Raw genomic sequence first — 15,648 nt, forward strand, 5'->3', positions numbered from 1 at the left:
CTGAATGCACGACCATCTTACCCGCCGCACGGTGTTGCGCGGTGCCGGCCTCGCTGGCGGGGCCGCTGCGTTTGCAACCTGGATGCCGGCATGGGCGCAGTCCGTCTCGGCCGGGCTGACAGCACCGCTACCAACGGTGTCGGGCGACGACATCCGCCTAACGATCGCGCGGCAACGCATGACGATCGATGGGCGTGTAATGAAGGCGATCGGGATCAACGGCACGGTTCCAGGCCCGTTGATCCGCCTGCGCGAAGGCCAAACCGCGCGCCTGTCGGTCGTCAACGACCTCGACGAGGACAGTTCACTGCACTGGCACGGGCTGCTCGTACCCGCGCAATATGATGGCGTACCCGGCGTCTCGTTTCCCGGTATCGCCCCGCGATCGACCTATGTCGCGGAGTTTCCGGTCCGACAGGCAGGCACCTATTGGTATCACAGCCATTCGGGTTTGCAGGAGCAGCTCGGGCTATATGGTCCGATCGTCATCGATCCCGCGGGCATCGATCCGGTCGCGTCGACCCGCGAGCATGTCATCGTGCTGTCGGATCACAGTCCGTCGTCGCCCGCCGCGATCTTCCGGCGGATGAAGCTTGGCGATGGCTATTACGACTTTCAGAAGCAGACGCTCGCGGGAACGCTGGCAGGCCGCGACCAGCCGCTGAAGGACCGGCTGAATTGGGGCGGGATGCGGATGTCTCCAACCGACATCGCCGACGGGACCGGCGCTGCTTATGTCTATCTCGTCAACGGCCACGGCCCCCGCGACAATTGGACGGCATTGTTCACACCGGGCGAACGCGTCCGCCTGCGGATCATCAACGCCTCGTCGATGACGACCTTCAACGTCCGCATTCCCGGCCTGCCGATGACGATCGTGCAGGCCGATGGGCAGAACGTCCGGCCCGTCGCCGTCGACGAATTCCAGATCGGCGTCGCCGAAACCTATGACGCGATCGTGGTTCCCGGTGATCTGGCCTACACGCTGGTCGGTGAAAGCGTCGATCGATCGGGCATGGCCCGCGCGACACTTGCGCCACGCGCCGGCATGACTGCCGCCGTTCCACCGCTGCGCGCACGACCATTGGCGACGATGATCGACATGGGCATGGGCGGAATGAGCCATGCCAGCATGGAGAGGGCCGCCCCAAACCGCGGGGTCGATCCGACCGCCGAACAAAATGCGTCGACGCAGCTCGCGACGCCCGGAACGCCCGCAATGGCTATGCCAGCGCCCGCCATGCCCGGACCGACGTCGAAAATGGACCCAGCCATGGATCATGAAGCGATGCCGGGCATGAACCATTCGGCCATGGCAATGGGGCAGCCCTCGGCCATGCACGAGAGCGACATGGCCGACATGGCCGACATGAAGATGTCGATGCGCGACTTCTCGAACGCGCCGGCGATCGATCGGAACCCCGGCGTTCAGACGGTCGCGATGGCACCGATCGATCGCACCGATTATCCGGGCCAAGGCTTGGAAAATGTCGGGCACACGGTGCTGACCTATCGCGACCTGGTCGCCCTGGAGCGGAACCCCGACGTCCGCGCGCCGACCCGGCAGCTCGACATACACCTGACGGGCAACATGGAGCGCTTCATGTGGTCGTTCGACGGCGTGAAGATGTCGGACACGATGGACCCGTTTCCCTTCACCCTCGGCGAGCGTGTCCGCGTGACCCTTATCAACGATACGATGATGGCCCATCCCATCCATCTCCATGGTCATTTCTTCGAACTGGTGACCGGACACGGCGACCATGCACCGCGCAAGCATACGGTGATCGTCCAGCCGGGCGGCAAGGTAAGCTGGGATCTTACCGCCGACGCGGTAGGCGACTGGGCGTTTCATTGTCATATGCTCTACCATATGCATGCCGGGATGATGCGGACGGTGAGCGTCCGTCCGGCGGGAGACACGGCATGAACCGCGTCCTCGCACTACTGCTTTTCGGCAGCGCAACGATCGCAACGCGTGCCCTTGCGCAGGATCACGCGATGCACGGTATGGCAATGCCCGGTATGGCGATGCCCGGTATGGCGATGCCCGGTTTGGCGATGCCCGCAAAACCGAAGCGCGCTAAACTCGCGCCTCGCAAGCTTCAGCCTGCCAAGCGTGCGACTGCCAAGACACCGACGCGCTCTGCCGCAGCGCGGAAGGCTTCGACGGCCCGCCCGACGGCCCCTGCTGCGCGCCCGTCGACGGAACCCGCGATGCCGGCCATGGATCATGCGCATATGCCCGGCATGATGATGCCCGGGATGGCGGCGCCCGGTATGACGGCCACCGGTATGACGGCCACCGGTATGACGGCCACCGGTATGACGGCCACCGGTATGACGGCGCCCGAGATGGACATGCCCGGCGGACATGCCGGTCATGACATGACTGCGCCCGCGATGGCCACCGACACGATCGCGCCGACGGGTACCGCGCTCCCGGCAGGCAAGGCCCCTGCCCCGCCCTTACCAACCGGTCATTTTGCCGATCGTCAGTTCGGAGCTGCCGCAATGATGCCGGCTCGCGCCCAGATGATGCGGGAGAGCGGTGCGCAACGCCTGGCGCAGGTAATGTTCAATCTTGCCGAATATCAGATCCGCAACGGCAAGGACGGCTATCGCTGGGACGGCGAAGGCTGGTTCGGTGGCGATATCGACCGCGCGGTCATCAAGACCGAAGGCTCCGGCGCAGTCCGAGGCGGTGTCGAGGCCGCCGAGGTACAGGCGCTCTACAGCCATGCGATCGGCCCTTATTTCGACGTGCAGGCGGGTATTCGCCACGACTTCGCACCATCACCGACGCGGAGCTATGCGACGATCGGCGTCGAGGGTCTGGCGCCGTACATGTTCGATACCGAGATGGCGGTTTTCGTCTCGACCAAGGGGGACGTGCTCGGGCGGCTCGAAGGCTGGTATGACCAGCGCCTTGCTCAGCGGCTTGTGCTGCAGCCCCGCGTCGAATTCAATCTGGCCGCGCAGGATATTCCCGAAACACGGGTCGGTGCAGGACTATCCGACGCCGAACTCGGCCTGCGCCTTCGTTACGAGATCGCGCGCGAGTTCGCTCCCTATGTCGGGATATCCTATGAGGCGAAGACCGGTCGCACCGCCGATTACGCGCGGGCCGACGGCAAGGATGTGACGACGACCAGCCTGGTTGCCGGCGTACGATTCTGGTTCTGATGGCGGTGTCCGCCGCGCCGCGCAGCCAGGCCGGCCTTCGCAGCGCTGTAGCTTCACCGCTCCCCGAACAGGTCGCGCTGTGCCTTTTCGAGTTCCTCGGCATAGCGTCGTCGGACGAAACTTTCCGACAAGATGCCGAGCACTCGCCGGTCGTCGTCGAGCACTGCGAGTTCGTCGGCGCCCGATGCGTCGAAGCGACGCATGATCTCGGCAATATCCATGGTCGGCGTCAGCGCGGAGTCGATGTTGATCGCCAGCGGGCCGACCGGCGACTGCGGATCGAGTCCTTCCGCATAGGCCGTCGGGGTTTGGACGATGCCTGCATACCGATCCTCGCCATCGATCAGGACTGTTCGGCTGGTCGCACCGAGCGGCACGCGGCGTCGGAACTCGGCGATCATGATCCCCGCCGGCAACGGCTTGGCATCACGACGCATCATCCGCCCCGCGGTCAACGTCTTGACCCAGCCGACGTCGCGCGCGCTCTGGATCGTCTCGCCGCGCAAATGCAGTCGCCAGGTCGAGAAGCTGTAGCCGAAGGTCTCGCGCACGATGGTCGATGAGACCAGCGCCGCCGCCAGTACCGCGCCGGTCAGCGCAAAATCATGCGTCGCCTCCAGCACCAGCATCGCCATCGTCATCGGCCCGCCGACCACCGCAACCGCGAGCGCCGCCATCCCGACCAGCGCGGCATTGCGCGGATCGACCACGTCCTGCCCGGCCAGCGCAGCCAGGCTGCCGGCAAACAAATGGCCGACCAGTGTGCCCAGGAACAGCGACGCGAAGAACAGCCCACCACGAAAGCCGAAGCCCAGCGACACGATCGACGCCGCGCATTTCGCGAGGAAGATCATCGCGATGAACGCCAATGATGCCCCCAAAGCGAGATCGGCATGAAGCGCGCCATGTCCTGCAGACAGGACTTGCGGTGAGACCAGCGCGATGGGGATGAGCAAAAGGCCGCCGATTGTCGGCCGCGACCATTCCGGCAGTTTCGCGCGCCGCGATGCGGTTTCGACCAGCGCCACCGCGCGCATCAGGACGACACCGATCCCGGCACACAGCGCGCCAAGCCCAGCATAGATCAGATAGTGATGCGTCTCGGTCGGCATCGTCGAGACTGAATCGATAACATAGGGCTGAATACCGAGAAGCTGCGCGACCAGCGTCCCCGCCAGCGCCGCCGCCACCACTGGGGCGAGCGCGGTCGGCGTGTAGGCACCGATCACGATCTCGAACGCATAGAAGGCGCCGGCAAGCGGTGCACCGAAGGCCGCCGCGATCGCCGCCCCCGTCCCGGCGCCGACGAGATTCCGCAGGTCGGCACGGCGCAGGTTGAACACACGACCGGCGACCGATCCGATTGCGCCGCCCAGTTGCGCATAGGCCGCCTCGAGCCCGACCGACGCGCCGAACCCGTTGGACAGCATAGTCTGTACCGAGATGACGAGGCTGTCGGACACCGACATCCGACCACCGTGTAGCGCGTTCGCTTCGACCGCATCTACCATCCGGCGATTGCGCGATCGGACAGCCAAGGAAAAAGCCGCCAGCACGACCCCGCCGATCGGCAGCACGACGAGTGCGCCCGCCGGTAATGCCGGCAGCGCGCTCAAACGCCCGGCCGACGACAGGCCGAACAGCACATGCTGCAACGTCCGCGCAATCGCGCCCTGTAGAACACTGAGCAGCCCCGCCCCTGCGCCGACGAGCGTCGCCAGCACGATGAAGGCAGCCTCGCTCGCGCGGACACGGCGGCGAATCCATTTGAGGAAGGAAAGAGCGTGCAGGGTCGTGCGCCAGGCCGGGGATTCGGTCTTGCTCATCTACGTCGGGACGCGCCAATCATGACAGGAATTTCGTTCGCCATTCGACCAACACACCGACCGCAGGTTCAGGACCGGGTTTCTGCTCCTCCCCCGCCGCAGTCCGTGCGACGACGGAATGCTTCGAGGACAAGCTGCCGACGACTGCGGCGCTGTTCCAAATCGACAAGACCAAACATAGTGACCACCTTCGACATCCCGTCGGCGGTGAACAGCGTGCGCACAAGGCGTTGATCCGACCATCTTGAGCCAAGTCGAGCCGGTCATCGCGCACGCCAGGCACGCGCGAACGCGTGCTTCGATGGGTGTTTCAATACTAGCACTCGCGTCGGGCTTGCCCGTCGAACATCGTCGTCGTCCGACCGCCGACCCATACCTGTCCGTTCCCATCCTGTACGACGTCGATGCGTCCGTCGCGACCGATGCACGAGCCCTGCGCGGCGACATAGCGATCGTGCGCACGGCCGCTGGCGAACAGCCATTGGCCGACCGAGGCGTTGAGGCTGCCGCAGACCGGGTCCTCGATCAGCGCGCCGTGCGCGTCGCTAAAGATCGTGCGGATCTCGAACGCGGCTTCGCTGCCAGCCGGGTGCGGGCCGACGATCCCAATGTCGATGCGCCGGGAATGATGGCGCGCAGGTTCGACCGCCAGCACGTCCGCCGCGGTGGCGAGCATCACCGCGATCCAGCCAGGACCGTTATCGACCCAGTGCGCATCGACGATCGCGGCGCGGTCGATCCGCAGCAGGTCGGCCACTTCCAAGATTTCCACTTCGGTCGGCATGCCGCTGCGGATTAACGGCGGTGCGGCGAACGCGAGCCGGTTGTTGTCGTGGCGGACCTCGACGAGACCGACGCCGCATTCCTGCACGATCAAGCCCGCGCGTTTCGGCGTGCCCCCCGCCTCTAGCCACGCATGGCACGTCCCGAGCGTCGGATGCCCGGCGAACGGCAGTTCGCGCGCGAGCGTGAAGATGCGGACGCGGTAGTCGGCGAGGGGGTCGGTTGTAGGTAACAGGAACGTGGTTTCCGACAAATTGAGCCAGCGCGTGATGCGCTGCATGTCGTCGGTCGAAAGACCCTCCGCGTCGGCGACGACCGCGAGCGGATTGCCGGTGAACGGCGCGGTGCCGAACACGTCGACCAGCTTGAAGGACTTGGTCATGAGCGAGTCTCCGGTTGGCGGCGGTCTTGCCAGGCTCGAGTCAGGAGCGGTGCGTCGATCCGGCGGACCGTATCGCCGACCGCCTCGCGCCAGCAGGCGGAAGCCTGGACCGCCTTGGTGACTATGCGCAGGCTCCCGCCCGCCCCGCCGCACGCCGCGGTCGCCGCGCGATCGATCCGGCGCAGCGCACGGCGTGCCAAGGCCAGCGTGGGCGATGACAGGTCCGCGCGCGGCACCGTGATGGCATACCGCTCGGGGCCGATACGCATTTCTCGCGCGATGCTTGGCGCGGACAGCGTGGCTAGCATTAAGGCGGCGAGAGTTTTGGTCGTCATGAGAACCTCCTGTGCAGGCGCACCGATGCCGATTTACGGCTGGCCAGGACAGGGACGGATGCGTACGATCGAGGCGAACTGTATTGGTCAAGAGAGCGGTACGATGGCGACGAACATGCTCGAGACGCGGACCGGACAGGTCATGCACGTCATCCGCGATCGGATCGAGCGGCGGACGCTGACACCCGGCGCGCGGCTACCGTCGGTGCGCGCGATGGCGGAGACGATCGGGTTTTCCAAATCCACCGTGGTCGAGGCGTATGATCGTCTCGCCGCCGACGGCACGATCCGGTCGCGGCCGGGATCGGGCTTCTACGTCGCCTCGCCGCTCGCCCCGCTAGCGCTTGACCGATTGGGTGGTGCGGTCGAGCGCGAAGTCGATCCGCTGTGGATGCTGCGCCAGTCGCTCGCCGATGGTGGCAAGCGCATCAAGCCTGGCTGTGGCTGGCTGCCGGACGAGTGGCTGGCCGGCGATGCGATCCGCAAGGGGCTGCGGGCCGCCGCGCGTGACACCCGCGATCGCGCGCTGACCGGTTATGCCTCGCCGCAGGGATCGTTGCCGTTGCGCGCGCTGCTCGCCCGACGGCTCGCCGGACAGGGCGTCGATGCCGCGCCCGACCAGATCCTGCTGACCGACAGCAGCACGCATGCGCTCGACCTCGTCTGCCGCTTCCTGCTCGAACCCGGCGACACCGTGCTGGTCGACGATCCTTGCTATTTTAACTTCCTCGCGTTGCTGCGCGCGCACCGCGTCAAGGTCGTCGGCGTGGCGATGACGCCGACCGGGCCGGACGTGGCGGCGTTCGCCGCCGCACTCGCCGAGCATCGCCCGCGCTTCTACCTGACCAACTCCGCGGTCCATAACCCGACCGGCGTGACGCTGACCGCCACGACCGCGCACAAGCTGCTGAAGCTTGCCGACGCGCATGATCTGGTGATTGTCGAGGATGATATCTTCGCCGATTTCGAACATGCGATCGCACCCCGGCTGGCCGCGTTCGACGGTCTCGACCGCGTGATCCGGATCGGCAGCTTCTCCAAATCTGTGTCCGCCGCCATCCGCTGCGGGCATATCGCCGCGCGACCGGACTGGGTCGAGGCGCTTGCCGACCTGCGGATCGCGACGTCGATGTCGGGCAATCCGCTGTCGGCCGATCTGCTCCACGGCGTACTGACCGACGGCAGCTATCGCCGGCATGTCGAGACCCTCCGCGCCCGGCTGGCGCGCGCGATGGCGCGGACGGTGAAGCGACTGCGCGCGGTCGGGATCGAACCGTGGATCGAGCCCGACGCCGGCATCTTCCTATGGGCGCGGCTCCCGGATGGCATGGACGCGGTCACGCTCGCCCGCGCGGCGCTGGCAGAAGGCATCGTGCTCGCGCCCGGCAACGTGTTCAGCACGAGCGGGGCGTGGAGCGACTATTTGCGGTTCAACGTGGCGATGTGCGACGACGAGGCGCTGTTCGCGTTTCTGGGTGGCGCCTGCCGGTCGGTGGGTTGAGGACAGCCTAGCGTGATCAGCGCCGGAACAGGTTGCCGCGATGTGATCGACGAATACGTGCACCTTGGGCGCGACGTGACGGCACGCCGCTCGCCTTTTAGCTCCGCGTACCCGCGGGAACGTTCCTTGGCGGCGCGCTCACGCTGTTCAGACTGCCTCTACGCACGCTGCAGGCTCGGCCGCGGACGTTGCGCAATCGATGATCGTCACTGCCTGGAATGGCGCGATCGCGGGCGGCGGACTGGTCGGCGGGTATGGGCTCGATACGCGGGGGGCCGGCAGCATGGTTTCTCGTCCCGCCGCGCTATGTGAATCCAGCAAGGTCTTGCGAAAGCGTTTTGCTGATCCGCTCCGACGATCAGGGTGTGACCGGATCGCCAGCCAAGACCATCGCTAGCGATGCCCCATCGGCACGTCTGGGTCCGCGTCATCCGTGCGTGGTACAGGCCCTGCCCGAGATATCGCTATCATAGAGGCCCCTCCCGGCACGCTTGCGCACACAGATTTTAGCGTACGCACAAGGATGGCGATGGTCAGGACAGGTGCGATTTTCGTCAATCAGACCTAGATCCAGGCATTCGCAGCCTTTCTTGCAGGAGGACCAACAGTCTCGTCTCACGATAGTTGATCTATATTACCGATTATCGAATACTGTATTGGCCATTTGCTGTGATTGCCCGCTGGAAACAGTGCCAATTATGTCACAAAGCGGAAATACTGATAAGAAAAGCAAAACTGCTTCGCGTCGGATTCGGGCGTAATCAGCAGTCGCCGTTCCGCAAACCCCTGTAACGGAACGAGATGCTCCACCGTTCCTCGTCGTTTTGGATCTAAATTACGACGTTCCCGCCGTTGACACGATCTCTCTGAATGGTAGCCCTATCATAAGCGGCAACGACCGTGTGCACTCTGGCCTGATCAGGGCGGCCGGAATTAGGGGAGGGACTATGATCAAATTTCCGCGCGCGTTGGCGCATTCGGTATCTACCATCGCCGTCGTGGCCGGGTTGGCAGCCTCCAACACGGGCAGCGCGCAGACAGGTCCCGCGCAGGCGGGTGCAGCGCAGACGGCCCCCGCTCCTACCGGCCAAACGGTTCAAACCCCCAGCGCGCAGACGGCGCCCAGCGCGACCCCCGCGGCCGACACGCTTGGTGAAGGCACGACCGAAGACATCGTCGTTACCGGTATCCGCGCCAGTCTCAACCGCGCGATCGACATCAAGCGCACGTCCGCGGGTGTCGTCGACGCCATCTCGGCCGAGGATATCGGCAAGTTTCCCGACACCAACCTGGCTGAGTCGCTTCAGCGGATCACCGGCGTGTCGATCACCCGCGCCAATGGCGAAGGTTCCCAGGTCGCAGTGCGCGGGTTCAGCGGTGGCTTCAACCTCGTGACATTGAACGGCCGCCAGCTGGCGTCGACGAGCATCGATACGAGCACCGGCAACGCCTTCGCGGTCGGCACCGGCCGTTCCTTCGACTTCCAGAACCTGGCGTCGGAAGGCGTCGCAACGCTGGAAGTCTACAAGACCGGCCGGGCCAACATCCCGTCAGGCGGCATCGGCGCGGCCATCAACGTCGTCACGCGCCGGCCGCTCGACTCCCGCGAGGACGGCTTCTCGGGCTCAATCGGCGCCAAGGCCTTGTATGACAGCTCGGTCGAGAACGCGGAGGCCAATCTCAAAAAGGTCACTCCGGAACTGTCCGGACTGATCAACTGGAAGAACCCGAGCGAAACCTTCGGCGTCAACCTCTTCGGCAGTTACCAGCTGCGTGAATCGACCTCGGTCCAGTCCAATCCGAACTATTGGAACATCGTACCGCTCGCCGATTTCATGGCGCGCAACGGTGTTTACACCGATGCGGCGACGAAGATCACGAACACGCCGACCACCGCCTATGTACAGATCCCGAACGACAGCCGGTACCAGTTCTCGGAAAACCGTCGTGAGCGGCTCAACGGGCAGGCCAACATCCAGTTCAAGCCGACCGACCGGCTAGAGATCACGATCGATGGTCTCTATGCCCGGAACAAGCTGAGCGACGAGCGGAGCGAGCAGACCAACTGGTTCCAGCGTCCCTTCACCGAAGTCACGTTCGACGACAACAAGCAGATGCAGACTGCGGTAATCCTGGCTGAATCGAAACAGGCGGACAAGGGCTACGAGCAGCAGCGGTTTGCAACGAAGACCGAGCTATACTCGTTTGGCGGCAACGTGAAATGGAACTTCACGGACGTCCTGTCGCTTAAGCTCGACGCGAACCATTCGAAATCGACGACCGATCCGGACAATGCGAACGGCACGTCGGCAACGACGATCTCGATCGGCGCCCCGGTCCGCGCAACGCATAAGGTCGACTTCACCAACGGCTTCCCGCAACAGTCGGAAACGCTGAACGACTGCAACGCCACCAACGGCGGCCGCGGTGGTAACTGCAACAACATCCTGGATATCGGGGATGTCGGCACGCAGATCGCGCGCGAAATCTTCTCCGAACAGCAGTCGCGGGTCAATCAGTTCAACGGGGAATTGGGCTGGGATCTCGGCAACGAGAGCCGCTTCGTGTTGGGTGGCAATTATGTGGATGCGAAGACCCGCTCGGCCAGTTCCAACACGCAGCAGCTGCTGGGTGACTGGGGCATCACCGACACCGGTCTGGTCAGCCAGCTCGCCGGCGACCTCGTCAGCACCTATTGCCTGACCTGCAAATTCGACAAGTTCGACCCGGCGTCGACCGGATCGGCGCTGGTTGCGTTCCGCGGTAATGCGGTCGACCTGTTGAACGTCTTCTCACCCTATTATGCGAATGTCCCGGGGCGTGGCCGGGTGTTGCAGGGCGCCACGGATGATACCGTCGGCGAGAAGACCTGGGCGGTCTATGGTCAGATGAAATGGGCCGGCGACATTGGCGGCCGTCGCGCGAACGCGCTGATCGGCGTTCGCTACGAGCAGACCCGGGTCGACTCGCTAGCTATCCAGTCGATCCCGACGGCGCTGGAATGGCAATCGGACAACGACTTCGCCATCCTCGGCGGAGCGACCGGTGGCGCTGTCAACGTCAAGGCGAAGTATAACAACCTGCTGCCGTCGCTCGACTTCAACATCGAAGTGCTCGACAATGTGGTCGCGCGTACGTCGTTCAGCCGGACGCTTGCGCGAGCCGACTACGGCAATCTCTTCGCCTCGGTCACCGCAAACGCCCCCAACCGCCCGACCGCGCTGGGAGCAGGAGCAGCACCGGCCTCACGCCAGAACCCAGCGCTGTTGCCGCTGATTTCGGACAATTTCGACGTGTCGGTCGAATGGTACTACAAGCCAACAAGCTTCGTGTCGGTCGGCTTCTTCAAGAAGAACGTGCGAAACTTCGTCGGTAACCAGGTGACGAGTGGCAATCTGTTCGGGTTGCGCGATCCGGGTTCGGGGGCGGCGGGATCACGCTCGGGGACAGCGCTGGACTATCTGCGGACTAACGGGATCGCCCAGACCGACGAAAATCTGTTCGCCTACACCGCGTTGCTGCAGAAGAATGCCGGTAACCAGGCAGCAGCAACCGCGGCCTTCCAGGGCGCGCTCGATCCGGCAACGGGTAAACTCAACGGTGCATTCTACAACCAACTTGCACTCGACGTTAACCTTGTCGGCGACGTCAACGATCCGCTGGTCAATTTTGCGATCAGCGAGCCGATCAACAATCGCGAGGCGGACATTCACGGCTTCGAAGTCGCCTGGACCAACTTCTTTGGCCAAACCGGCTTTGGGTTCGCGGCCTCGTATACCAAGGTCAACGGCGATGTGAATGTCGACCCCTATGCCGATCCGAACGTGAACATCTTCGCACTGAGCGGCTTGGGCGACAGCGCAAACTTGACCGCCATCTACGACAAGAACGGAATTTCGGCCCGCGTGTCGTATAATTGGCGCGATAAATACCTCGCCGCTACCAACCAGGGTACCAACCGCAACCCGCTCTTCACCGCGGCGTTCGGCACCCTGGACGCGAGCCTGAGCTACGACGTGACGCAGAATATCTCGGTGTCGCTCGAAGCGGTCAATCTGACGAGCGAGCCGTTCCGTCAATATGCCCGCACCGAGACGAACCTGGTCTATGTGCAGGAGCTCAAACCGCGCTTTTATCTCGGCGCGCGCTACCGTTTCTGACGAAAGCGGGCGTGGATCGCGGTCCACTCCCGGCACGATGAAAGGCCGCCGCGACGTCGTGCGGCGGCCTTTTTCTTTTGTTGGCCGCCATCGCGCTGATAGACCTGATCCAACAACAGGACCGGAGCGGATGAACCCCGTACAGATCAATAATATCGACCATGCCAATCTGCGCGTCAGCCCGAGAGCAGGTAGTGCGTTTGGCGACGCCGCCAATCAGGCACTGATATTCCCGGCCGAGTTCGAAGAGGCACAGCGCGAATTCGCGATCATATTCCGTCGCCGCGACGAAGGGTTGCAGGCCTACGCTTTGTTGGGACTGGACCGCGACGAGAATCTGTTTCTCGCCGGCGACTATTGGACGAGCCGCTATGTCCCAGCCAGTCACCAGCGCGGACCCTTTTCGATCGGGATGGTCCGATCATCCGGGGACGAAGTGGGCGAGCCGATGCTGCACATCGATCTCGACGATACGCGGGTCGGCGATAGTGCAGGCCTGCCGCTGTTCCTCGAACATGGTGGCAACACACAGTATCTCGATCATGTCACCGGCGTGCTGCGGCTGCTGTACCAGGGAATCGAAACCGCGCCGGCCGCCTATGCCGCGCTCGACGAGGCGGGCCTCCTCACGCCGGTGACGCTGACCGTCGATGTCAGCGAAGAGCGCCGCTATACCATTCCCGATGTGCTGGTCGTGGACGTCGAGCACCTCGCTGCGCTGACCGGGGAACCGCTTGAGCGGCTGCATCGATCGGGTGTGCTGCGCCTCGCCATCCTCGCCGCGGCATCGCTCGGCAACATCCAGCAGTTGATTGCCCGCAAGCAACCGCTGCTGAGCCAGATCGGATGAGCGCGGTGGCCGGTATCACACGCCGTACGCGAGTGATCAAGGGGGCGAACGCGGCCGGCGTGCCCATCGCCGATCTGATCGCCGAGGGCCTTCCGGTGATCCTGCGCGGGATCGCGCGCGACCTGCCGCTGGTCGCGATCGGGCTCGAGGGTGCAGAGCCGGCGATGACGTGGCTCAAGCAGTTCGATGGCGGGCGTCCGGTCACCGCGTATCTCGGCGATCCGGCGATCGGCGGCCGGTTCGGCTATTCGGACGATTGCACGGCGCTGAACTTCAAGCGGGAGAGCGGTTCGCTGTCCGGCTATCTCGATCAGATCCTCGCCAGCCTCGACGATCCGGATGCGCCCGCCATCTATATCGGTTCGACCGACATCGATCTGTATCTGCCCGGCCTTCGTGCGCAGGCGGCGTTGCCGTTCGGCGATCCGCAACTCGTCGAGAACCCGCCGCTCGTCAGCATCTGGATCGGCAATCAGACGGTCGCCTCGACGCATTACGACATGTCGAACAATCTGGCTTGCTGCCTTGTCGGCCGACGGCGCTTCACGCTGTTCCCGCCGGATCAGGTCGCCAACCTCTATCCCGGGCCGCTCGAGCCGACGCCGGCCGGACAGGTCGTCAGCATGGTCGACCTCCGCGCACCCGATCTCGACCGCTACCCGCGCTTTTCCGAGGCGCTGGCGCATGCCGAGGTTGCCGAACTCGAGCCGGGTGATGTGCTGCTCTATCCGGCGTTGTGGTGGCACAATGTCGAGGCGCTCGACGCGTTCAACGTGATGATTAACTATTGGTGGAACGCGGTGCCGCGGTTCATGGATACGCCGATGAACACGCTGCTCCACGGGCTGCTGTCGCTGCGCGACCGGCCCGATCACGAGAAGCGGGCGTGGCGCGCGATGTTCGACTATTATGTCTTTGGCCCTGCCGATCAGGCTAGAGCGCACCTGCCCGACCATGCGCACGGCGAGCTTGCACCGCTGGATGCGCTGTCGGCGCGGCGTTTGCGCGCCAAAATTCTCCAGCGCATCAACCGATAGGAGCCGATCATGGTCGAGCAGCGCGTCAGGAAAGTGGTCATCGCCGGCGGTGGCACCGCGGGCTGGCTCACCGCCGCCGCCTTGTCGCGGCAATTGGGGCAGCTGCTCGACATCACGCTGGTCGAATCCGAGGAGATCGGCACCATCGGCGTCGGCGAAGCGACGATCCCGACGATGCGCTCATTCCATGCGATCCTGGGGCTGGACGAGCGCGAGTTCATGCGTGCGACGCAGGCCACGTTCAAGCTCGGCATTGCGTTCGAAAACTGGGCACATGACGGCGATCGGTACATCCATTCGTTCGGCGACCTCGGCAAATCGACCTGGATGGGCGACTTCCACCATTTCTGGCTTGCCGCCAAAGCCGCCGGCGATCCGAGCGAGATCGGCGACTATTGCCTCGAGCTTCAGGCGGCCAAGGCGGAGCGGTTCGCATTGCCGTCCGAAGGCGAGATCAACTACGCCTATCACCTCGATGCAGGCCTTTACGCCCGGTTCCTGCGCGCACGCAGCGAGGCGAACGGGCTGAAACGGATCGAGGGACGGATCGCCAGCGTCGATCGCGACGGCGAAACCGGCTTTATCAGCGCGCTCGTCCTCGACTCCGGCGAGCGCGTCGACGGCGACCTGTTTATCGACTGCACCGGCTTTCGCGGGCTGCTGATTGAAGGCACCTACGCCGCCGGTTACGAGGACTGGTCGCATTGGCTGCCGACCAACAGCGCCCTGGCCGTGCAGACCGCTTCGAGGGGTCCGGCGCATCCTTACACACGTGCGATCGCGCATGACGCGGGCTGGCGCTGGCGCATTCCGTTGCAGCACCGCGTCGGCAACGGGTTGGTCTATGCCAGCGAGCATCTGTCCGACGACGAGGCGCATGCCCGTCTGCTCGGCGCGATCGGCAGCGCGCCGCTGACCGAGCCGCGGCTGATCCGCTTCCGCACCGGTCGCCGGCGGCAGGTATGGAAGGGCAATTGCGTCGCGCTCAGCCTTGCCAGCGGGTTCGTCGAGCCGCTCGAATCGACCAGCATCCACCTGATCATGACCGGCGTCCTGCGGTTGATGAAAAGCTTTCCGTTCGGCGGTATCGCCCCCGCGGTGGTGACGCGGTTCAACGATCAGGCGCAGGCCGAGCTGGAGCACGTACGCGACTTCATCATCCTCCATTATCACCTCAACAATCGTCCCGAGCCGTTCTGGGCAGCGCGCAGAGACATGCCGATCCCCGACACACTGATCGAACGTATCGCGCTGTTCGCCGAAGGCGCGCAGGCGTATCAGGGCGGTGAGGACCTGTTCCGCGTCGCCAGCTGGGTGCAGGTGATGCTCGGCCAGCATCTCGTTCCACACGACCACCATCGCCTGGGCAGCATCATGGGTGGCCCACAGCTCGCCAGCGTATTGACCAAGATCCGCAGCGACATCGCCGGCATGGTCTCTGGCATGCCGACGCACCAGCAGTTCCTGGATCGCTACCTCGCGCCACCGATCGCGGCCGGGTCCGGGATCCGATCGATGAACTGAACCGCTCGGAACGATGCGGTCGAGCACCCTATCCTTCTCCCGAGCGGTGAGCCTTGCGATCTGC

Annotated in this window: 10 protein-coding genes; 7 read left to right on the forward strand and 3 right to left on the reverse strand. The window is 64.4% G+C overall.

Annotated elements, in window-relative coordinates; genetic code table 11:
- Positions 1–4 precede the first annotated feature (4 nt).
- Both C8J46_RS01655 and C8J46_RS01660 read left to right on the forward strand, forming a co-directional pair.
- Positions 5–1,930 carry a copper resistance system multicopper oxidase gene (locus tag C8J46_RS01655; RefSeq protein ID WP_132734455.1) on the forward strand — a complete coding sequence of 642 codons (1,926 nt, stop codon included), beginning with the start codon at positions 5–7 and terminating at the stop codon, positions 1,928–1,930.
- The gene (locus C8J46_RS01660; protein WP_132734457.1) at positions 1,927–3,186 is read left to right on the forward strand and encodes a copper resistance protein B; all 1,260 of its coding nucleotides are present in this window, start codon (positions 1,927–1,929) and stop codon (positions 3,184–3,186) included. Before C8J46_RS01655 ends, C8J46_RS01660 begins: the two co-directional genes overlap by 4 nt.
- A 53-nt stretch (positions 3,187–3,239) precedes the next feature.
- On the opposite strand, the gene C8J46_RS01665 is transcribed toward C8J46_RS01660, so the two are convergent.
- The 3 genes from C8J46_RS01665 to C8J46_RS01675 form a co-directional block, all read right to left on the reverse strand.
- Positions 3,240–5,012, reverse strand: coding sequence for a chloride channel protein (locus C8J46_RS01665; RefSeq protein WP_132734459.1), 1,773 nt, complete (start codon positions 5,010–5,012; stop codon positions 3,240–3,242).
- Between the two features lie 316 nt (positions 5,013–5,328).
- The gene (locus C8J46_RS01670) at positions 5,329–6,177 is read right to left on the reverse strand and encodes a PhzF family phenazine biosynthesis protein (RefSeq protein ID WP_132734461.1); all 849 of its coding nucleotides are present in this window, start codon (positions 6,175–6,177) and stop codon (positions 5,329–5,331) included.
- Positions 6,174–6,512: a UrcA family protein gene (locus C8J46_RS01675; RefSeq protein WP_132734463.1), complete on the reverse strand. Its 339-nt coding sequence runs from the start codon at positions 6,510–6,512 to the stop codon at positions 6,174–6,176. Before C8J46_RS01675 ends, C8J46_RS01670 begins: the two co-directional genes overlap by 4 nt.
- Before the next feature lie 58 nt (positions 6,513–6,570).
- On the opposite strand from C8J46_RS01675, the gene C8J46_RS01680 reads away from it, so the two are divergent.
- The 5 genes from C8J46_RS01680 to C8J46_RS01705 all read left to right on the forward strand — a co-directional run bounded on the left by C8J46_RS01680 (position 6,571) and on the right by C8J46_RS01705 (position 15,584).
- Positions 6,571–8,013: a PLP-dependent aminotransferase family protein gene (locus tag C8J46_RS01680; protein WP_347812365.1), complete on the forward strand. Its 1,443-nt coding sequence runs from the start codon at positions 6,571–6,573 to the stop codon at positions 8,011–8,013.
- A gap of 947 nt (positions 8,014–8,960) precedes the next feature.
- Positions 8,961–12,173, forward strand: a complete 3,213-nt coding sequence (locus C8J46_RS01690; protein WP_207894057.1) for a TonB-dependent receptor — start codon at positions 8,961–8,963, stop codon at positions 12,171–12,173.
- A gap of 37 nt (positions 12,174–12,210) precedes the next feature.
- On the forward strand, positions 12,211–13,023 hold the full coding sequence (locus C8J46_RS01695; RefSeq protein ID WP_243643169.1) for a SapC family protein: 813 nt from the start codon (positions 12,211–12,213) through the stop codon (positions 13,021–13,023).
- 5 nt (positions 13,024–13,028) lie between these two features.
- Complete coding sequence (locus C8J46_RS01700; RefSeq protein WP_243643170.1) at positions 13,029–14,060, forward strand: cupin-like domain-containing protein; 1,032 nt, start codon at positions 13,029–13,031, stop codon at positions 14,058–14,060.
- A 9-nt stretch (positions 14,061–14,069) separates the two neighbouring features.
- Positions 14,070–15,584 (forward strand): tryptophan halogenase family protein, encoded by a 1,515-nt coding sequence (locus C8J46_RS01705; protein ID WP_132734467.1) that lies wholly within the window; start codon positions 14,070–14,072, stop codon positions 15,582–15,584.
- Positions 15,585–15,648 lie beyond the last annotated feature (64 nt).

The organism is Sphingomonas sp. PP-F2F-A104-K0414, from assembly GCF_004340945.1.
Taxonomy (GTDB): Bacteria; Pseudomonadota; Alphaproteobacteria; order Sphingomonadales; family Sphingomonadaceae; genus Sphingomonas.